Here is a 16,570-nt window from a genome sequence, read left to right on the forward strand (position 1 = left end):
TCATCGTGATTTCGTAGCGTTCTCCGATGCGTAATCCGTTCCGATATTTCAGAACGTCGCCCGAGATCATCCGCCTTGCGGTGATGATGTATGTCCGGTGCCCGCCTTCATTGCGAAATGTTGAAGATCTGCTCCATGAGCGGGGTATCGACACCACTCACGAGACGGTTTTGGCCTCCTGACGCGCTGTGGCTGGAATTCACGGCCGACGCGGTAAATTGCGACGAGATTGACTGTGCCGAACAGGTCCGCTTGGCACAGACCTAACAAAAAAACGGCGAGCCTGGTAACCGGCTCGCCGTTGCTGTGTCGGCTGTCCGCGTCAGTCGCGGCAGGTCAGGTGTCGGGTTTGAGCTTGTGCACGCCCATCATCTCAAACAGGGCACGCTCATAGAAGGGTTCGGCCTGGCCCGAGCGGATCTTGCCGAGGAAGTACTTCTCGAAGGCGATCTTGCCGAGATGGACCCAACCGCCCTCCGCAGACCAATTGACATTGCGCGGCGGAATTTGCGGCATGGCGACAAAGGCGACCCCCCCATCGCCGAAATCGGCCAGGCAGACCGCATTCCAGGTCGCCACATGGCGCGCTTCCTTGCCGTCCAGCTCGTCGCGGATATTGCGCGCGGCGGCCATCACCATCGACTCGATCATGAAGCCGGTCTTGGGCACGCCGACAGGGACCGCATACGTGTCCATCGGCGGAATGGCGACGCAGACACCGACCGAAAAGATATTGGCATGGGCGGGATTGCGCTGGTGTTCGTCGATCAGCACGAAGCCGCGCGGATTGACCAGGCCTTCAACGCCCCGGACAGCCGGAATGCCGCGGAAGGCCGGCAGCATCATGGAATAGCCGAAGGGCAATTCATGGGTCTTCTTGACCGTGCCGTCTTCATTGACTTCCTCGACATGCATCACCCCGTCCTCGACCTTGGTGACGCGGGCCGATGTGATCCATTTGATGTGCCGGTTGCGGAGCTCGCTTTCCAGCAACCCCTTGGTGTCGCCAACCCCGTCAAGGCCGAGATGGCCGATATAGGGTTCCGAGGTAACGAAGGTCATCGGCACCTGGTCGCGGATCTTGCGCTTGCGAAGGTCGGTTTCCAGGATCATCGCGAATTCATAGGCCGGGCCAAAACATGAGGCGCCCTGGACAGCGCCGACCACGATCGGGGCCGGGTTCTCGACGAAGTTGTCCCAGACGCCGCTGGCGTCATCGGCATGGTCGACATGGCAGACGGACTGGGTGAAGCCGCCATGCGGTCCCAAACCCTCGATTTCGTCAAAGGCGAGCTCGGGGCCGGTGGCGATCACCAGATAGTCATAGGTGAGCGTTTCACCATTCTCGAGCGCGATCTGATTGGCCTCCGGCCGGACCTCGGTCGCGGCGGCGTGGACGAATTCGATGCCCTTTTTGGCGAACATGGGGGCCAGATCGACCTTGATCTGCTCGGCCTTGCGCCAGTTGACCGCGACCCAGGGGTTGGACGGTGTGAAGTGGAATGTGTCCTTGTCCGACACAACGGTGATCTTGTGATCGCGACCGAGTTCGCGGCGGGCTTCCAGAGCCATGGGCACGCCGCCCAGGCCGGCGCCGAGTACAACGATATGAGCCATGATACCTCCCTGATCTCCGCCTGTTTCGGGATGCGGAGTGAGTTAGCGGTCGAAAGCCTCGGCCGCGGTGCAGAATTGGGCCTTGAGATGGGACAGAATGCCGACAAGGCGCGGATCGGCGATGGAGTAGTGGACCTGAAGACCGGTCTTGCGGCCTTCCACCAGACCGTCCGCGCGCATCTTGGCGAGGTGCTGGGACGCGGCTGATTGCGATAACCCGGCGACCTCCCGAAGCTCGCTCACAGTCGCTTCGCCGCCAACGAGATGACAGAGGATGAGCAGTCGCCGCTCATTCGCCAGCAATTTCAGGAGGGATGCGGCTTCGCCAGCCTGCTGCTGCAGCTCGTGCAGCGGGGAAGAATTCGTATCGGGCATGGTCACTCATTTCATTAGTTGACACTAAAGTAGATATAACTAAATTAGATGTCAATCATGCTTCACAACCCGACGGGAGAGAGTGATGACACTACGAGAACTGGAACCGCAGGACGTGTCCGCCGCCATTGCGGACGACAAGGCTGTTGTCATTGATGTGCGCGAGCCGGGCGAGTTCGCCACCGAGCGTTTGCACGGGGCCAGCCTGCACCCATTGTCCACCTTCGATCCGCAACGGCTTCCCGTTGACGTCAGTCGCGACGTGGTGCTGCACTGCGGCTCCGGCAAGCGGTCGATGGATGCGCTGAAGCGGTGCCAGGCGGCCGGTGTGAATATCACCGCCCATGTCCGCGGTGGTCTGATGGCCTGGAAATCGGCTGGCCTGCCCACCGTTCGCATCGACCCGGCTACCGGCCAGGTCATCGATCCCCAGGCTGTTTGAGGTCTCCCATGTTGCGCGCCCTGATCCTGTCTCTCCTTCTGGCCGCCCCGGCGTCGGCCCAGGACACTGTCCCTCATGAAGTGACCCTGAGCCGAGTGGCGGACCGCAAGGCGGTATTCGCAACGGTCGAAAGTGTCGACACGGTGCGGGCGCGGGCCCGGATTGGCGGCACGATCGGCGAATTGCGGGTCGATGAGGGCGATGCGGTTGAGGCTGGCGACGTGCTCGCCGTCGTCATCAATGATCAACTGGCGCCGCAGATCGGCTCTGCCAATGCCGCCGCGGCGGCGCTCAATTCCCAGCTCGCGCAAGCACGGATCGATCTGGAGCGGGCTGAAGACCTGTTCGCCCGGGGCATTTTCCCGCAAGCGCGGCTGGACGAGGCCGAAACCCAGGTCAATGTGTTGGCCAACCAGCTTGATGCCGCTCGCCGCGGGCGCGATGTGCTGGTCCAGCAGGCCCGCGAAGGTGATGTGCTGGCGCCATCGAGTGGCCGGGTCCTGTCGGTTGACGTCACCGCTGGCAGTGTGGTGCTTCCCGGCGAGCCGCTCGCCGTGATCGCCTCGGAGCTCTATCTCCTGCGCCTGCGACTGCCGGAGCGTCATGCCCGGTCCATCGAGGTTGGTGATACGGTCGAAGTCGATGCGGCCGCCCTCGGGGATGCCGTGGCGCAAAGCGGCCAGATCCGCCAGGTCTACCCGCGGATTGCCGAGGGACGGGTCGTCGCCGACGCAGTGGTGGAGGGGCTCGGAAGCTTCTTCGTCGGTGAGCGGGTCCGGGTCTATGTGTCGGTCGATGAGCGCGACGCGCTGCTGGTCCCGGCTGGTCTGATCGTTACCCGTTACGGCACCGACTATGTCCGTCTCGATACCCCGGAGGGCGAACGCGATGTCGCGGTCCTGCGCGGTGAAACGCATCCGGGCGGCATTGAAATCCTCAGCGGCCTGTCGGTCGGCGACCTCTTGGTGCAGCCATGAAACTCGGTATTTCGGGCCATCTCACCCAGGCCTTCATCCGGTCGCCCCTGACCCCCTTGCTCCTGCTGGCTTCGCTGGCTGTCGGCTTGATCGCGCTGATGGTGATCCCGCGTGAGGAGGAGCCGCAGATTTCCGTGCCCATGGTCGATATCATGGTGCGCGCCGACGGCTTGCGCGCTGCTGATGCGGTCGAGCTGGTGACCGAGCCGCTGGAAGCCGTCATCCGCTCCATCGATGCGGTCGAGCATGTCTATTCCCAGACCGAAGATGACAGCGTTCTGGTCACCGCCCGCTTTGATGTCGGAACAGACCGCGACGCCGCCATCCTGCGTGTCCATGAGCGCATCCGCGCCAATATGGACCGCATCCCGCACGGTATTCCCGAGCCGCTCATCGTGGCGCGCGGCATCAATGATGTCGCCATTGTCGCGCTGACCCTGTCGCCGCGACCCGATCGGGCCGAGCGCTGGGATGACCGCGCTTTGCACACGCTGGGTGAGGAATTGCGCGCCGCCCTGACAAGTGTCGAGGAGGTCGGCCTGACCTATCTGGTTGGCGGCCGTGCCGACCAGATCCGGATCGAGCCCGATCCCGAGCGCCTGTCGCAATATGGCGTGACGCTGCAACAATTGGCCGGGCGGGTTGCCGAGGCGAACCAGTCCTTCCCGGCCGGACAGATGACCGCGCTCGACCGCACGGTGTCTGTGGCTGCCGGCCAGACCCTGCAGGGCCAGCGCGATATAGGGCTTCTCCTGCTGACCTCGCGCGATGGCCGGCCGGTCTACGTGCGCGATGTCGCGGATGTCATCACCGGCGCTGAGCCGGCCAATGCCCGCGCCTTCACGCTGACCCGGACCGATCATGACAGTGACTGGACCGCCCTGCCGGCCGTCACCCTGGCCATCGCCAAGCGCGAGGGGGCCAATGCGGTCGTGGTCTCCGAGCGCATTCTCGAACGACTGGACTTGCTGCGCGGCACGCTGCTGCCGGACGACATCCAGGTCGAGGTGACACGCAATTACGGCGAGACCGCGAACGAGAAGGCCAATGAGCTGCTCTTCCATCTCGGTCTGGCGACGGTTTCCATCGTGCTTCTCGTCACCTTCGTGATCGGCTGGCGCGAGGGTATTGTGGTCTTCATCGTTATTCCGACGACCATCCTTCTGACCCTGTTTGCCTCCAATCTGATGGGCTACACAATCAACAGGGTCTCGCTGTTCGCGCTGATCTTCTCGATCGGTATCCTGGTCGATGACGCCATTGTGGTGATCGAGAATATTGCCCGACACTGGGCCATGCGCGACGGGCGACCGCGCCTGCGTGCGGCGGTCGAGGCAGTGGCTGAGGTGGGCAATCCGACCATCGTCGCCACCCTGACCGTGGTCGCCGCCCTTCTGCCCATGCTGTTCGTGTCAGGGCTGATGGGCCCCTATATGGCGCCGATCCCGGTCAATGCCTCGGCGGCGATGATATTCTCCTTCTTCGTGGCGATGATCCTGACGCCCTGGCTGATGATGCTGGTCGCCGGTCGGGCCAAGTCCGGCGGAGACGCCAAGCCGGCGGAGGGCGGGCATCATGGCGAGAGCGAGGGCTTGCTCGGCCGGCTCTACCGCCGTGTCGCGACGCCGATTGTTGCCAGCCGCCGCTCGGCCTGGGTCCTGCTTCTGGTGGTCGGTGTCCTGACTGTGGCGTCCATGACCCTGTTCGCGACCCGCACGGTCACGGTGAAATTGCTGCCGTTCGACAACAAGTCGGAATTCCAGGTCATTGTGGACCTGCCTGAAGGCGCCACTCTGGAGCGCACGGAACGTGTCCTGATGGCCGCCGCCCAGCGCCTCGCCGCGCTGCCGGAGGCGCATTCGATCCAGCTCTATTCCGGTACGTCGGCCCCGTTCAATTTCAACGGGCTGGTGCGCCACTACTATCTGCGTGAGCGACCCGAGCTGGGCGATCTCCAGGTCAATCTGGAAGCCAAGCATCATCGCGACCGGTCTTCGCACGAGATCGCGCTGGAAGCGCGGGAATTGCTGGCCGGGCTGGAGCTGCCGGATGGTGCCACCATCCGGATCGCCGAGATCCCGCCGGGTCCGCCGGTCATCGCCACCTTGCTGGCAGAGATTTACGGCCCGGACGCCGAGACCCGCCGCGCTGTCGCGCAAGAGGTTCGGGCGGCCTTCCAGTCCGTGCCCTATGTCACCGATATTGACGACAGCTTCGGTCAACCCCGGCCCCGTCTGCGGCTGCAGATCGATCAGGACAGCCTCGAGTATTTCCGGGTCCTCCAGAGCGATGTCTATGACACCATCCTGGCCCTGACCGAGGGCGTGCCGGTCGGCTATTCGCATCGCGGCGAGGGTCGCGACCCGATCGAGATTCGCGTTGGTCTGCCGCGCGAGGCGCTGAGCTGGTCAGAACGCCTGGCCTCGACACCGGTGCCGGCCAATGTCCTGCCGGGCGATCGCGGTGTGGTCGAACTGGGCGATGTCGTCTCGGTCAGCGAGGAGATGGGCTCACACCCGATCTTCCGTCGTGACGGCCGCTATGCCGAAATGGTGATGGCCGAGCTGGCCGGCGATTTCGAGGCGCCGATCTATGGCATGTTCGCAGTCGAGGACGCGCTTGCTGAACGCAATTGGAGCGAGGCGGTGCCGCAGCCGGAAATCCGGATGTATGGCCAGCCGGACAGTGATGACACGGCGACCCTCCTTTGGGACGGCGAGTGGGAGATCACCTATGTGACCTTCCGCGATATGGGGGCTGCCTTTGGTGTCGCCATTCTCGCCATCTATGTTCTCGTCGTGGCGCAGTTCGGCTCCTTCCGGGTGCCCCTGATCATCCTCACGCCGATCCCGCTCACCTTCATCGGCATCATCCTCGGCCATTGGCTGTTCGACGCCGCCTTCACCGCGACCTCGATGATCGGATTTATCGCCTTGGCGGGGATCATTGTGCGCAACTCCATCCTGCTGGTGGACTTCATCCGCCATGGTGCGGAGGTTGGCGAGCCCTTGCGCGAAACCCTGCTGCGGGCCGGCGCGATCCGTTTCAAGCCGATCCTGCTCACCGCTATCGCCGCCATGATCGGGGCCTCGGTCATCCTCGGTGATCCGATCTTCCAGGGGCTGGCCATTTCGCTCCTGTTCGGGCTGGCCTCCTCCACCTTGCTCACCGTGCTCGTCATTCCGGCGATCTACGTGATCTTCAAGGACGGCGATGCCGCCCATCTTCCTGAAACCGAGTCCGTTAGCCTAGAAGGAGATGCGTCATGACACTCGGACGCGCCGTCATGCTGTTCGCCGGATCCATGGTGATCCTGTCCGCCATTCTTGCCTGGCAGGTAAGCCCCTGGTGGCTCCTGCTCACCGGGTTTGTCGGTCTCAATCTGATCCAGACCAGCTTCACCGGGTTCTGCCCGGCGGCGATGGTGTTGCGGGCGCTGGGTTTGAAGGAGGGCACAGGCGAGTATCGTTGACACAATTGCCCGCGCCAGCGGAAAACTCCCGGCAGTAGCAAGTGCATCTGATCCCGGCGCTTGGACGGTGTGGCTCAAACCGCCGCCCAGCGACAATGCTCCAAGAGTGCACCCGAGACCCGATCGCACCAAATTTGGTCCACCGCCAAATGTCTTCCTGAAATGGTTACATAAACCGGCGTCGCGCAATTCCCGTGGTGATTACGCGCCTTCACGGAGTTTTCCTGCATCGAGACCGGGCGTCTTGGCGATTTGGGCGTGATGTAACCTTTGCGGAGACTGAGGCGAGCTTGGGAGGCGGGTACGGGATTGCCCAGCAATGGCTCCTGGGCGAGGCGTCCGTCAGGACTGAATGGCGAAACCCCTTTCCCTGGCACGTGACGAGCCGGCGCATCCGGTCGGACAGCACGTTCTCATTGCGCCTTGGGCAGCACTGAACGATTGTTGGACCGAGAAACTCATCTTGAGGCGGATGAGCGTCCGCGCAATCAGTGAAGCTTTGATATGGCAACAATCTTCGATGTGGCTGATCTGGCCGGGGTCTCGATCAAGACCGTATCCCGCGTCCTCAATGGCAGTACCTCTGTTCGGGCGACCACAATCGAAAAGGTCCGGGCCGCGATGAGCGAGCTGGACTACCGACCGAGCTCGGCTGCTCGTGAACTGCGCAAAGGCAAGTCCAATGCGATTGGCATGCTGTTCGGGGATCCGAGCAGCGGTTTCCAGTCCCGGCTTCATCATGCCGCCCTTCAGGCGTGCAATGACGCAGGATACTTTCTGACTGCGGGCCTCTTTCGGGAGGAGGAGGACAACTGGGATGAGCAACTGACCCAGTTTTTGAACCGCACCTCGATCGAAAAAATGATTCTTGTGCCGCCCCTTTGCGGATCAACGGCCCTCCATGACCGGTTGATCGAGCAGGGTGCCTCGTTCGTGCTGGTGTCACCATCCCGGGCGGTTGCTGTCGCACACGCTGTTTGCATGGACGATCGCCGCGCCGCGCGCGAGATCACCGAGCATTTGCTGGGATTAGGTCACCGCCGCATAGCTCACATAACCGGACCGTCTGACCATGCTGCCACGCGATTGCGGCGCGAGGGGTTTGAGGACGCGATGCGGGCGGTTGGAGACGGGGCGTTGCGTCCGGATTGGATCCGGCCAGGTCTGTTCCGCTTCAAGCCCGCTCTCGAGTGCGCGCGCCAAATCCTGACGGGGCCGGACCGGCCTACCGCCATTTTCGCGGCGAATGACGAGATGGCCGCGGCGGTTTGTTTTGCGGCAAACAGCCTGGGCTTGCGGGTTCCGGATGATCTCTCCGTTGTGGGCTTTGACGATGTTGCGATCGCGACCACCATGTGGCCTCCCCTGACAACAGTCGCGCAGCCCTATGCACAAATGGCCCGTGAATCGGTGCGCTTGCTGACCGAGGTCGGGCCGCCCGGAGATGCCGGCCAGGCTGCCGAAAAGGTCACGATCGATCACGCCCTGAAAGTCAGGCAGTCGACAGCCGCACTGGCGGACTAGCACTGAAAAGCAATCGGAGCCGGTTATGCCGCGAAATGACAAGGTTGGACATTTTGATTGACAAGGTTGGACATTTAGCGAAGTCTGACCTCAATTCGTCGCCATAAAACCGATAACGGGGCGCTTTTAGGGGAGATATTCATGTTCAATCTTGGATTCAAGAAGGCGTTTCTTGGCTCGACATCGCGCGTCGCGATTGCCAGCTTGGTCAGCCTTTCCGGCGCCATGGGGGCGTCAAGCTTCGCTCAGGTCAGTGACGACGGAGACGAAGCTGAGGACGTCATCGTTATTACGGTGGAGCGCCGAGAGCAGAGCCTTCAGGACCTTGCCGGCACAGCAACCGCGTTCGATGGCGACGAGATGAAATTGCTGGGGGTGCAGAGTATTGCTGACCTCAACGGACGTTATCCCGGCCTTCAGATCGGTAACAACCAGGGCAATATCGAAGTCTTCATCCGCGGTGTCGGCTCGACCAACAACACCGAGCTGGGTGAACCCGCTGCCGCAACCCATATGGACGGCATCTACATTCCGCGTCCAAGCGGGTTTGGTTCGGCCTTCTTTGACATCCAGCGTGTCGAGGTCAATGTCGGTCCGCAAGGAACCCTTCGCGGGCGAAACGCGACAGCCGGTTCGGTCAACGTCATTCCATGGGGGCCGGGCCTGGGTGTGTTTGACCTGGCTGCCGAGGCGAGCATCGGCAATTATGGCGAGCGCTCCTTCGAGGGGGTGATCAACGTACCGGTGAGCCAGAACGCCGCGTTCCGCCTTGCCGGTTACGCGATGTCGCATGACTCCTATTACGAAAATGCCTCTCCGACGAGTTCCGACCTGGGCGTCAGTGTCCCGACCGCGTCTTCAGAGGGCGTTGAAGTAGCGGAAGCCGCTGACAATTGGGGCGCCCGCGCCAGCTTCCTGGTCGAGCCGACCTCGCGTTTGACCATGACATTTACTGCTGACTATCTGTCCGAAGGCGGAACGGGATACACCGGAACAAATTACGCCAACCCGTTGGGCAATGGGCTCACCCCGTCCGAAATCAGCGACCCGCGTTCGGTTATCGGTCGCGCAATGTCGCCGGAGCTCGACACGGTTCACTGGGGCCTGAGGGCCCACCTTGAGTACGAAACAGACTGGTTCAATGTCGAATATATCGGCGGTCATCGGGACCTTGTTTATGACTACAAGGCTGCGACACCCCTCTCGCCCTTCTACCCAGGCGTCATCGACAACCTCCGCAACCCGGCCGACGGCAATCTCGACGAAGCCTTCGATAATTTCTCGTTGTTCCAGTCGGTTACGGACTCCGTGTCCCAGGTCCACGAAATCCGGTTCTTCGATGAACTGGACAATGGCGCGGTCTGGAATGCCGGCGTTTTCGCGTTCTCGGAAGACCAGCGGACCTTCCTGGGAACAACTGGCGATCGGGGGCTTTTCTTCTCGGGTCTGGAATTCAACCAGCGGACCGAAACCGAAGCGTTTGCCGTCTATGCGGACGGAACCTACCCGATCACCGATACGTTCCGGGTGACCGCGGGGGTCCGCTACTCTGAAGAAGAGAAGACGAGAACCGGGGTCAATGCGCGGTACGGGTTCGCCATAGGTGGCGCCGGCTATAGCTGTTGCGGTGGTGTCCGGGTGGGCACCGAAGGCTTTGAATTCAACGTCTTCGACCGGACAATCATGAATCCGGACATTGATGGTGACGGCACCGTCACCGAGGCGGAAACGCTGGCTTTCTACATGGACGGCATTCGCACATTCGGTGCCCGCGACAATGTCGATGACATCTTCGCCAATGGCCCGCTTGTCGGCGTCGACCTCGCCAACCCGACTCAGATCGCGTCCTATCCTGTCTGTGTCGATACGATCGCCGGTGACTTCTTTACCTGTCCGTCGCCGACGGACGGCATCCCATGGGATGACGCCGCAACCGGTATCTTTACGTTCGCGCTTCCTTTCCTTGGCCAGATCGCACCGCAGAACGGATTTGCGTCGTTCGACTTTGTCGATTGGCGTCTGCGTGGTGAGTGGGACCTGACCGAGACCAACCTGTTGTATGCCTCGGTCAGCACCGGCCACAATGGCGGCGGCTTCAATGACAACCTGCCATCTGTAACCGGCGTCACGATCAATCCGGCCGGCGGCGGAACGGCGCCGTTTGATACGTCTGAACTCGCTCCGACCTTCAATGAGGAGAGTGTCGTCGTTTATGAGGTCGGCTCGAAAAACGAGTTCGACACACCGGATGGGCGCGGCTATTTCAACGCCTCCGCGTTCTACTATGACTACTCTGACCTGATCCAGAATGTCCTGCTTTCTGTCGGCCAGATCCTGGACACGTCTGATGTGCCGCTGGACACGACGGCGGCCCCCGGCTCGGCATTGGGCCTCGTGGTCAATTTCAATTTCAACGCTTCCGACGCCGAAATCTACGGTGCCCAGTTCGAGGCAGGCTATGACCTGCCCTATAACCTGCAATGGAAGGGTACATTGCTCTGGATGCCGGTGGCCCGAATCCAGAACTCGGAGCTGATTGCGGACTCCCGATTCCAGGCCGATGTGGCGCCCTTGCAGGCCATTCCGCAGTCGATCGACGGCTTCCGCCTGCGCCGGACGCCGGAATGGAGTATTCAGACCTCGATCAGTCAGGCCCTGAGCTTCGATCACGGGGACGCGGACTGGATCATCTCATTGGGCTATCGCACCGAGCAGCATCAGGATCTGTTCAACGGCGAGGTTTATCCCGAGTTTGATTTTGCGAATGACGACCCACTTCGCCTCAATGATCTCGTGGATGGATATCTGACCGTCGACGCCGGTGCCGGCTACAATCCGGGCGGCAATGAAAACCTCCGGATCGAAGCCTATGTCCAGAATGCCACGGACGAGCAAAGGGAGCAGGCGATTGTCATCACCCAGTTTGACAACACTCGTTTCTTCTCGCGCCCGCGCACTTATGGTCTGCGTTTCCGCTGGCGCCGGTAGGCGATAGCCAGGAGGTACAGCCATGACGATGACCAATGGTCTGGCCCGGGGCTTGGTCGCCCTGGGCCTCCTCGCCCTTTCTTCACCGGTCGTTTCAGCTCAGGAGGCACCGGGCCCGGCGGACAGTCCCTGGCGCTTGGTCTGGGCGGACGAGTTCGATGGCGATTCAATCGATCCCGAGCGCTGGAATCTGGAGCAGGATTGCTGGGGCGGCGGCAATGCCGAACGTCAATGCTATACCGCCTTTGAAGAGAACGCCCGGATTGAGGATGGCAAGCTTGTCATCGAGGCCCGTCTGGGCGAAGCGAGGGGCCCGGCTTTGCCGGCACATCTTCGTGCCGGTGCCTCCGCGGAGGAGCGGCAGGCGACAACAGCACAACCATTCACCTCGGCGCGATTGAATACACGCGACAAGGGCGATTGGCGCTACGGACGGATCGAAGTCCGCGCGCAATTGCCCGAGGGGCAGGGAAGCTGGCCAGCGATCTGGATGTTGCCGACCGATGAGGTCTATGGCGGCTGGGCGGCGTCAGGCGAGATCGACATCCTTGAGGCTGTAAATCTCGGTGAGCCATGCAGGGAATGTCGGGGCGACGTTGAAAACCGGGTGTTCGGGACGCTTCACTACGGGGGTGAGTGGCCGGAGAATACCTACCAGAACCGTGAAACCACGCTTCCTCCCAGCGAAAATGGCGAACAGGACTTCCATGTCTTCGCCGTCGAGTGGTCCGAAGGCCGGATCGAGTGGTTTCTTGACGGAGAGTCCTACGGATATCTGACACAACGCCGCTGGCGGTCATCGTCGGAGGCGGCCCGAGGGCGACCTTTTGCTCCCTTCGATCAACGATTCCATTTGATCCTCAATCTCGCAGTGGGTGGGCATCTGGCCGAGGGGCGCAATGTTGGCGGCGTGCGGGTCGAGGCCTTTCCCCAGCAATTCATCGTCGATTGGGTGCGGGTCTACGATTGCCCGCAGGACCTGGAAACAGCGCAAGCCTGCGTCAATTGACGCTGATGCGCTGAGCCGGACGAGCGAAACAGGAAGCCAATCATGAGCGCCATCCAGTCCCAGACTCGACCGGAGGATCGTGTATCCTTCGCACACAGATTGGCTTACGGGTCTGGCGCGTTCGCCAATAACCTTCTCGCGGGCGCGATCGTTGGCATGATCGTTCTGCTCTATGAAGAGCTTGGCGTCAGCTTGATCATGCTCGGCATCATCACCGGGGCGCCACGCTTCTTTGACGCCCTCACCGACCCGATCGTCGGGTATATTTCCGACAATTTCAAATCGCGTTGGGGAAGACGGCGCCCCTTCATCTTTGTCGGTGCGATCCTGGTCGGAATCAGCTTTTTCTTTCTGTGGCAGTTTCCAGATGGACAGAGCCCGACCTTCTATTTCTGGTACTATCTGATCGGGTCCCTGGTCTTCTTCCTGGCCTATACGATCTTTGCCACACCCTGGGTGGCCCTGGGATACGAGCTGACGCCTGACTACGACCAGCGCACCCTCCTCATGGGTACGCAGAACTTCATCGGTCAGCTGGCCTTCTTTCTGCCGCCCTACATGTTGTTTATTGCCAAGCAATCGGAGTGGTTCCCCGATCCGATTACCGGGGCCCGCTGGGTCGCAACCGGGGTCGCGATCATAGTGATCATCGCGGGCGTCATTCCGGCGATCTTCTTGCGGGAACGCCTTTCTGAGGTGGCGATCAAGGAGAGCAAGGCCAGTCACGCGACCACGGGTGGCTTCCTGACCGAGATCCGAAGCTTCTTTGTCAGCATGGGTCAGGCGCTCAGCTTCGTTCCCTTCCTGAAAATTTGCCTGGTCACCTTCCTGGTCTTCAACGGGTTCATCCTGATCGCTTCGTACGGTTACTTCGTGCTGAGCTATTATGTGTTCAATGGAGACACCGAGGCAGCGGCCGGCATGGGCGCGCTGGTGGCAACGGTCGCGACCTTCGCGAACTTCTTCATCGTTGCCTTTGTGACCTTTCTCGCGACCAAGATTGGTCAGAGACGGACTTTTATTATAGCAATTGGCCTGGCGATCCTGGGCTATGCCCTCAAGACTTTTGCCTACAGTCCGGAGCACCCGTGGCTCATTTTGCTGCCCGCCCCACTCATGGCTTTCGGCCTGGGGTCGCTGTTTACGCTCATGCCCTCAATGATGGCGGATATCGTCGATCAGGACGAGCTGCGGACCGGGCAGCGTCGGGAAGGCATGTTTGCATCGATTTACTGGTGGGTGGTCAAGCTCGGTCAGACCGCTGCCTCGATGGGCGGAGCCTGGCTCCTCGCCAGCACCGGACTCGATGCCGATCTTGGCGGCGATCAAACGGAAATGACGCTTCTCTTGTTGCGAGTCTACGATATTGGCCTGCCGATCCTGTTGTACGTATTGGCGATCGCGCTCGTCGCGACAATCAATGTCTCCCGAGAAAAGTCAGAGGCCGTTCGGCGTGAGCTGGAGGTTCGCCGCGCCGCCGCGGGCCAGACGCCCGCTCAGTGAATCCGATCAAAGGGTAGTGGGCGGATCGCTCCGCCATGAACAACGAGAAAGCCGTGATGGCCAAAGTGCAAGAAATCAACGCTTCGACCAGCAAGGATCGCGTGGAGGTCCGGGTTCGCGACCTCCTCGATCGCATGTCGCTGGAAGAAAAGATCGGGCAGCTCAACCAGGTGGAAGCGTCAGCCGACAACGTCCTGGACTTGCTAGGCGATGACATTCGGGCTGGCCAGGTTGGGTCGATCATTAATCAGGTGGATCGAGATACTGTCCTCGAGCTCCAGCGCATTGCGCGAGAGGAAAGCCGACTTGGTATTCCGTTGCTTGTCGGCCGTGATGTGATCCACGGTTTCAAGACGGTTGTTCCACTTCCGATTGGGCAGGCGGCGAGCTGGAACCCGCAACTTGTTGAAGCCTGCGCGCGCCTGGCCAGTGAGGAGGCTTCAACGGTTGGCGTCAACTGGACGTTCGCCCCGATGATCGATGTTTGCCGTGATCCAAGATGGGGGCGGATTGCAGAGTGTTTGGGCGAAGACCCTGTTTTGACCAGTGTGCTGGGCGCCGCCATGGTGCGAGGTTTCCAGGGCGCGTCGCTTGATGACCCATCAAGTCTGGCAGCTTGTGCGAAACACTTTGCCGGATATGGCGCGTCCGAGAGTGGCCGCGACTACAACACCACTAACTTGCCGGAAAACGAACTGCGCAACGTTCACTTCCCGCCCTTCAGGGCCGCGGTTGAGGCAGGGGTGGCTTCATTGATGACGTCTTTCAGCGATATCGATGGCGTGCCGGCAACAGCTAACAGCTTTCTCCTGCGTGACGTCCTGCGCGAGGAGTGGCGCTATGATGGATTGGTGGTCAGTGACTGGGATGCCATCCAGCAATTATGCGTTCACGGGCTGACCGAGACCCGTGACGAGGCGGCTTTCCAGGCGGCATCCGCCGGGGTCGATATGGATATGGTCGCCGGGGCCTACCTGCAACACCTCGCAGGTCTGGTTGCGAGCGGTCGTATCGAGCTGGAAACCGTGGACCGCATGGTCGCCAATGTCCTGCGATTGAAGTTCCGGCTGGGTTTGTTCGATTCTCGCCCTGTTCTGGCCGACGAACCTGCCCGTATGACCTCGCGCTCGCTCGCCAAGGAGGCGGCCCTTCAAAGCTGTGTTCTTCTGAAAAACGAGGGCCGGGCCCTCCCTCTGGACCCGGCGTGCCTGGATCATCTCGCAGTGATCGGGCCCCTCGCCAATGAACCGGCCGAACAATTGGGAACCTGGGTGTTTGACGGTGATCCTGAGCGCAGTGTCACGCCGCTTGCTGCCATCGAGAGCCTCGCTGCCGACGCTGGAATGTCGGTTTCACATGCCCGTGCGATGCCGACGACGCGGAGCTTGGATGAGACAGCCTTCGCCGAGGCGGAGGCGATTGCCCGGAACGCTGATGTGGTCGTGGTGTTCCTGGGCGAAGAGGCGATCCTCTCAGGGGAGGCGCACTGCCGGGCCGATATCGATCTGCCAGGCGCCCAGGTCTCCCTGGTCAAGCGTCTGAAAGCTGTCGGCAAGCCTGTAATTGCTGTGATTCAGGCCGGAAGGCCGCTGACCTTGACGAGTGTCATCGACGATCTCGACGCCATTCTCTTCGCTTGGCATCCGGGAAGCCTCGGCGGGGCGGCTATAGCCGACCTGTTGTTCGGGCGAGCGTGCCCGTCAGGAAAATTGCCGGTGAGCTTTCCAAAAATGGTCGGCCAGATCCCGGTCTATTACGGACACAAGAATACCGGTCGACCGCCAACGCCGGACTCGATTGTGCTCATTGACGACATCGCCTCGGGCGCGGCACAGACCTCACTGGGGATGACGGCCTTTCACCTCGATGCCGGCTATGAGCCACTCTACCGGTTCGGTTTCGGCCTCAGCTACACCGAATTTGCCTATTCTGAGCTTTCTCTGAGTGCGGTTCGTATCACGCCGAGCGAAACGCTGACCGTCGCTGTGAACGTCACAAACTCGGGTGAAGTCGAGGGCGACGAGATCGTGCAGCTCTACCTTCGAGACCGCTTCGGCAGCGTCACCAGGCCTGTGCGCGAACTGAAGGCATTCCAGCGTGTGACCCTCGCACCCGGTGAAACCCGTGAAGTCCGTTTTTCCCTCACAGTCGAAGATCTGAAGTTCTACAAGCGCGACCAGACCCGGGGTGCGGAAGCAGGAAAATTTGACGTCTGGATTGGCGGTGACTCCGCCGCTGGCCGCAAAGCCGAATTCACGCTGACCCAGGACAGTCCGGCGATGGCCTGAACGTCTGGTGCTGTCGGGAGCCCCAATCGACCCTGTCGATGGTAGCGCCGGAGCAATTCGTTCTTGAGCGCCGCACCCCCACCTGACTGGACGGCAAGGCGCCGGGCTCGGTCGCTATGGCTGCATGGCGCCATGTCGCGATCTGAGTTGAGGGCGGTCCAGTCTTTCAAGACCGTCCCGCTCCTGTCTGACAGCGCCAACCCCCTGGTTGGAGGGCCTCGCCTGCACGCAACAAGCAATCAGCGAAGTGATCGCGGGAAACCCTGAGTTGTCGAGGTATAGAATGCGTCTAAGTCCTTAAAAGTTTTTCGTTTTCCTAAGGCGCTGTTTACCGGGTGCGGAATAATAATGTGCGAATTCTGTACCCGTGGGGGA

General features: G+C 61.2%; 11 protein-coding genes and 1 pseudogene. 10 read left to right on the forward strand and 2 right to left on the reverse strand.

Going from position 1 to position 16,570, the window contains the following annotated elements; genetic code table 11:
• Nucleotides 1–26: 26 nt before the first annotated feature.
• Nucleotides 27–170, forward strand: a pseudogene (locus MMAR10_RS17285) (IS6 family transposase); the annotation flags it as partial.
• 166 nt (nucleotides 171–336) lie between these two features.
• Here MMAR10_RS17285 and MMAR10_RS01240 read toward each other — a convergent pair.
• Together MMAR10_RS01240 and MMAR10_RS01245 are read right to left on the reverse strand one after the other, a co-directional pair.
• Entirely contained in the window at nucleotides 337–1,617 is a 1,281-nt protein-coding gene (locus tag MMAR10_RS01240; protein ID WP_011642179.1) for an NAD(P)/FAD-dependent oxidoreductase, read from the reverse strand.
• 42 nt (nucleotides 1,618–1,659) lie between these two features.
• Nucleotides 1,660–1,992, reverse strand: coding sequence for an ArsR/SmtB family transcription factor (locus MMAR10_RS01245; protein ID WP_011642180.1), 333 nt, complete (start codon nucleotides 1,990–1,992; stop codon nucleotides 1,660–1,662).
• A gap of 85 nt (nucleotides 1,993–2,077) precedes the next feature.
• Here MMAR10_RS01245 and MMAR10_RS01250 point away from each other — a divergent pair, with 85 nt between their 5' ends.
• The 9 genes from MMAR10_RS01250 to MMAR10_RS01290 all read left to right on the forward strand — a co-directional run bounded on the left by MMAR10_RS01250 (nucleotide 2,078) and on the right by MMAR10_RS01290 (nucleotide 16,195).
• Nucleotides 2,078–2,434 carry a rhodanese-like domain-containing protein gene (locus tag MMAR10_RS01250; RefSeq protein ID WP_011642181.1) on the forward strand — a complete coding sequence of 119 codons (357 nt, stop codon included), beginning with the start codon at nucleotides 2,078–2,080 and terminating at the stop codon, nucleotides 2,432–2,434.
• An 8-nt stretch (nucleotides 2,435–2,442) separates the two neighbouring features.
• A complete protein-coding gene (locus MMAR10_RS01255) occupies nucleotides 2,443–3,411 on the forward strand; it encodes an efflux RND transporter periplasmic adaptor subunit (RefSeq protein ID WP_011642182.1) in 969 nt (322 codons plus the stop codon).
• Complete coding sequence (locus MMAR10_RS01260; protein ID WP_011642183.1) at nucleotides 3,408–6,680, forward strand: efflux RND transporter permease subunit; 3,273 nt, start codon at nucleotides 3,408–3,410, stop codon at nucleotides 6,678–6,680. The genes MMAR10_RS01255 and MMAR10_RS01260 overlap by 4 nt, the downstream gene beginning before the upstream one ends.
• Nucleotides 6,677–6,883 (forward strand): YgaP family membrane protein, encoded by a 207-nt coding sequence (locus tag MMAR10_RS01265; RefSeq protein ID WP_011642184.1) that lies wholly within the window; start codon nucleotides 6,677–6,679, stop codon nucleotides 6,881–6,883. Before MMAR10_RS01260 ends, MMAR10_RS01265 begins: the two co-directional genes overlap by 4 nt.
• A 504-nt stretch (nucleotides 6,884–7,387) precedes the next feature.
• On the forward strand, nucleotides 7,388–8,407 hold the full coding sequence (locus tag MMAR10_RS01270) for a LacI family DNA-binding transcriptional regulator (RefSeq protein ID WP_011642185.1): 1,020 nt from the start codon (nucleotides 7,388–7,390) through the stop codon (nucleotides 8,405–8,407).
• Between the two features lie 141 nt (nucleotides 8,408–8,548).
• Nucleotides 8,549–11,395, forward strand: coding sequence for a TonB-dependent receptor (locus MMAR10_RS01275; protein WP_011642186.1), 2,847 nt, complete (start codon nucleotides 8,549–8,551; stop codon nucleotides 11,393–11,395).
• A 22-nt stretch (nucleotides 11,396–11,417) separates the two neighbouring features.
• Nucleotides 11,418–12,404 carry a glycoside hydrolase family 16 protein gene (locus MMAR10_RS01280; RefSeq protein ID WP_011642187.1) on the forward strand — a complete coding sequence of 329 codons (987 nt, stop codon included), beginning with the start codon at nucleotides 11,418–11,420 and terminating at the stop codon, nucleotides 12,402–12,404.
• 42 nt (nucleotides 12,405–12,446) lie between these two features.
• On the forward strand, nucleotides 12,447–13,907 hold the full coding sequence (locus MMAR10_RS01285; protein WP_011642188.1) for an MFS transporter: 1,461 nt from the start codon (nucleotides 12,447–12,449) through the stop codon (nucleotides 13,905–13,907).
• Nucleotides 13,908–13,942: 35 nt separating this feature from the next.
• Nucleotides 13,943–16,195, forward strand: a complete 2,253-nt coding sequence (locus tag MMAR10_RS01290) for a glycoside hydrolase family 3 N-terminal domain-containing protein (protein WP_011642189.1) — start codon at nucleotides 13,943–13,945, stop codon at nucleotides 16,193–16,195.
• Nucleotides 16,196–16,570: the final 375 nt, after the last annotated feature.

Origin of the sequence: Maricaulis maris MCS10, assembly GCF_000014745.1 — a bacterium.
GTDB lineage: Bacteria > Pseudomonadota > Alphaproteobacteria > Caulobacterales > Maricaulaceae > Maricaulis > Maricaulis maris_A.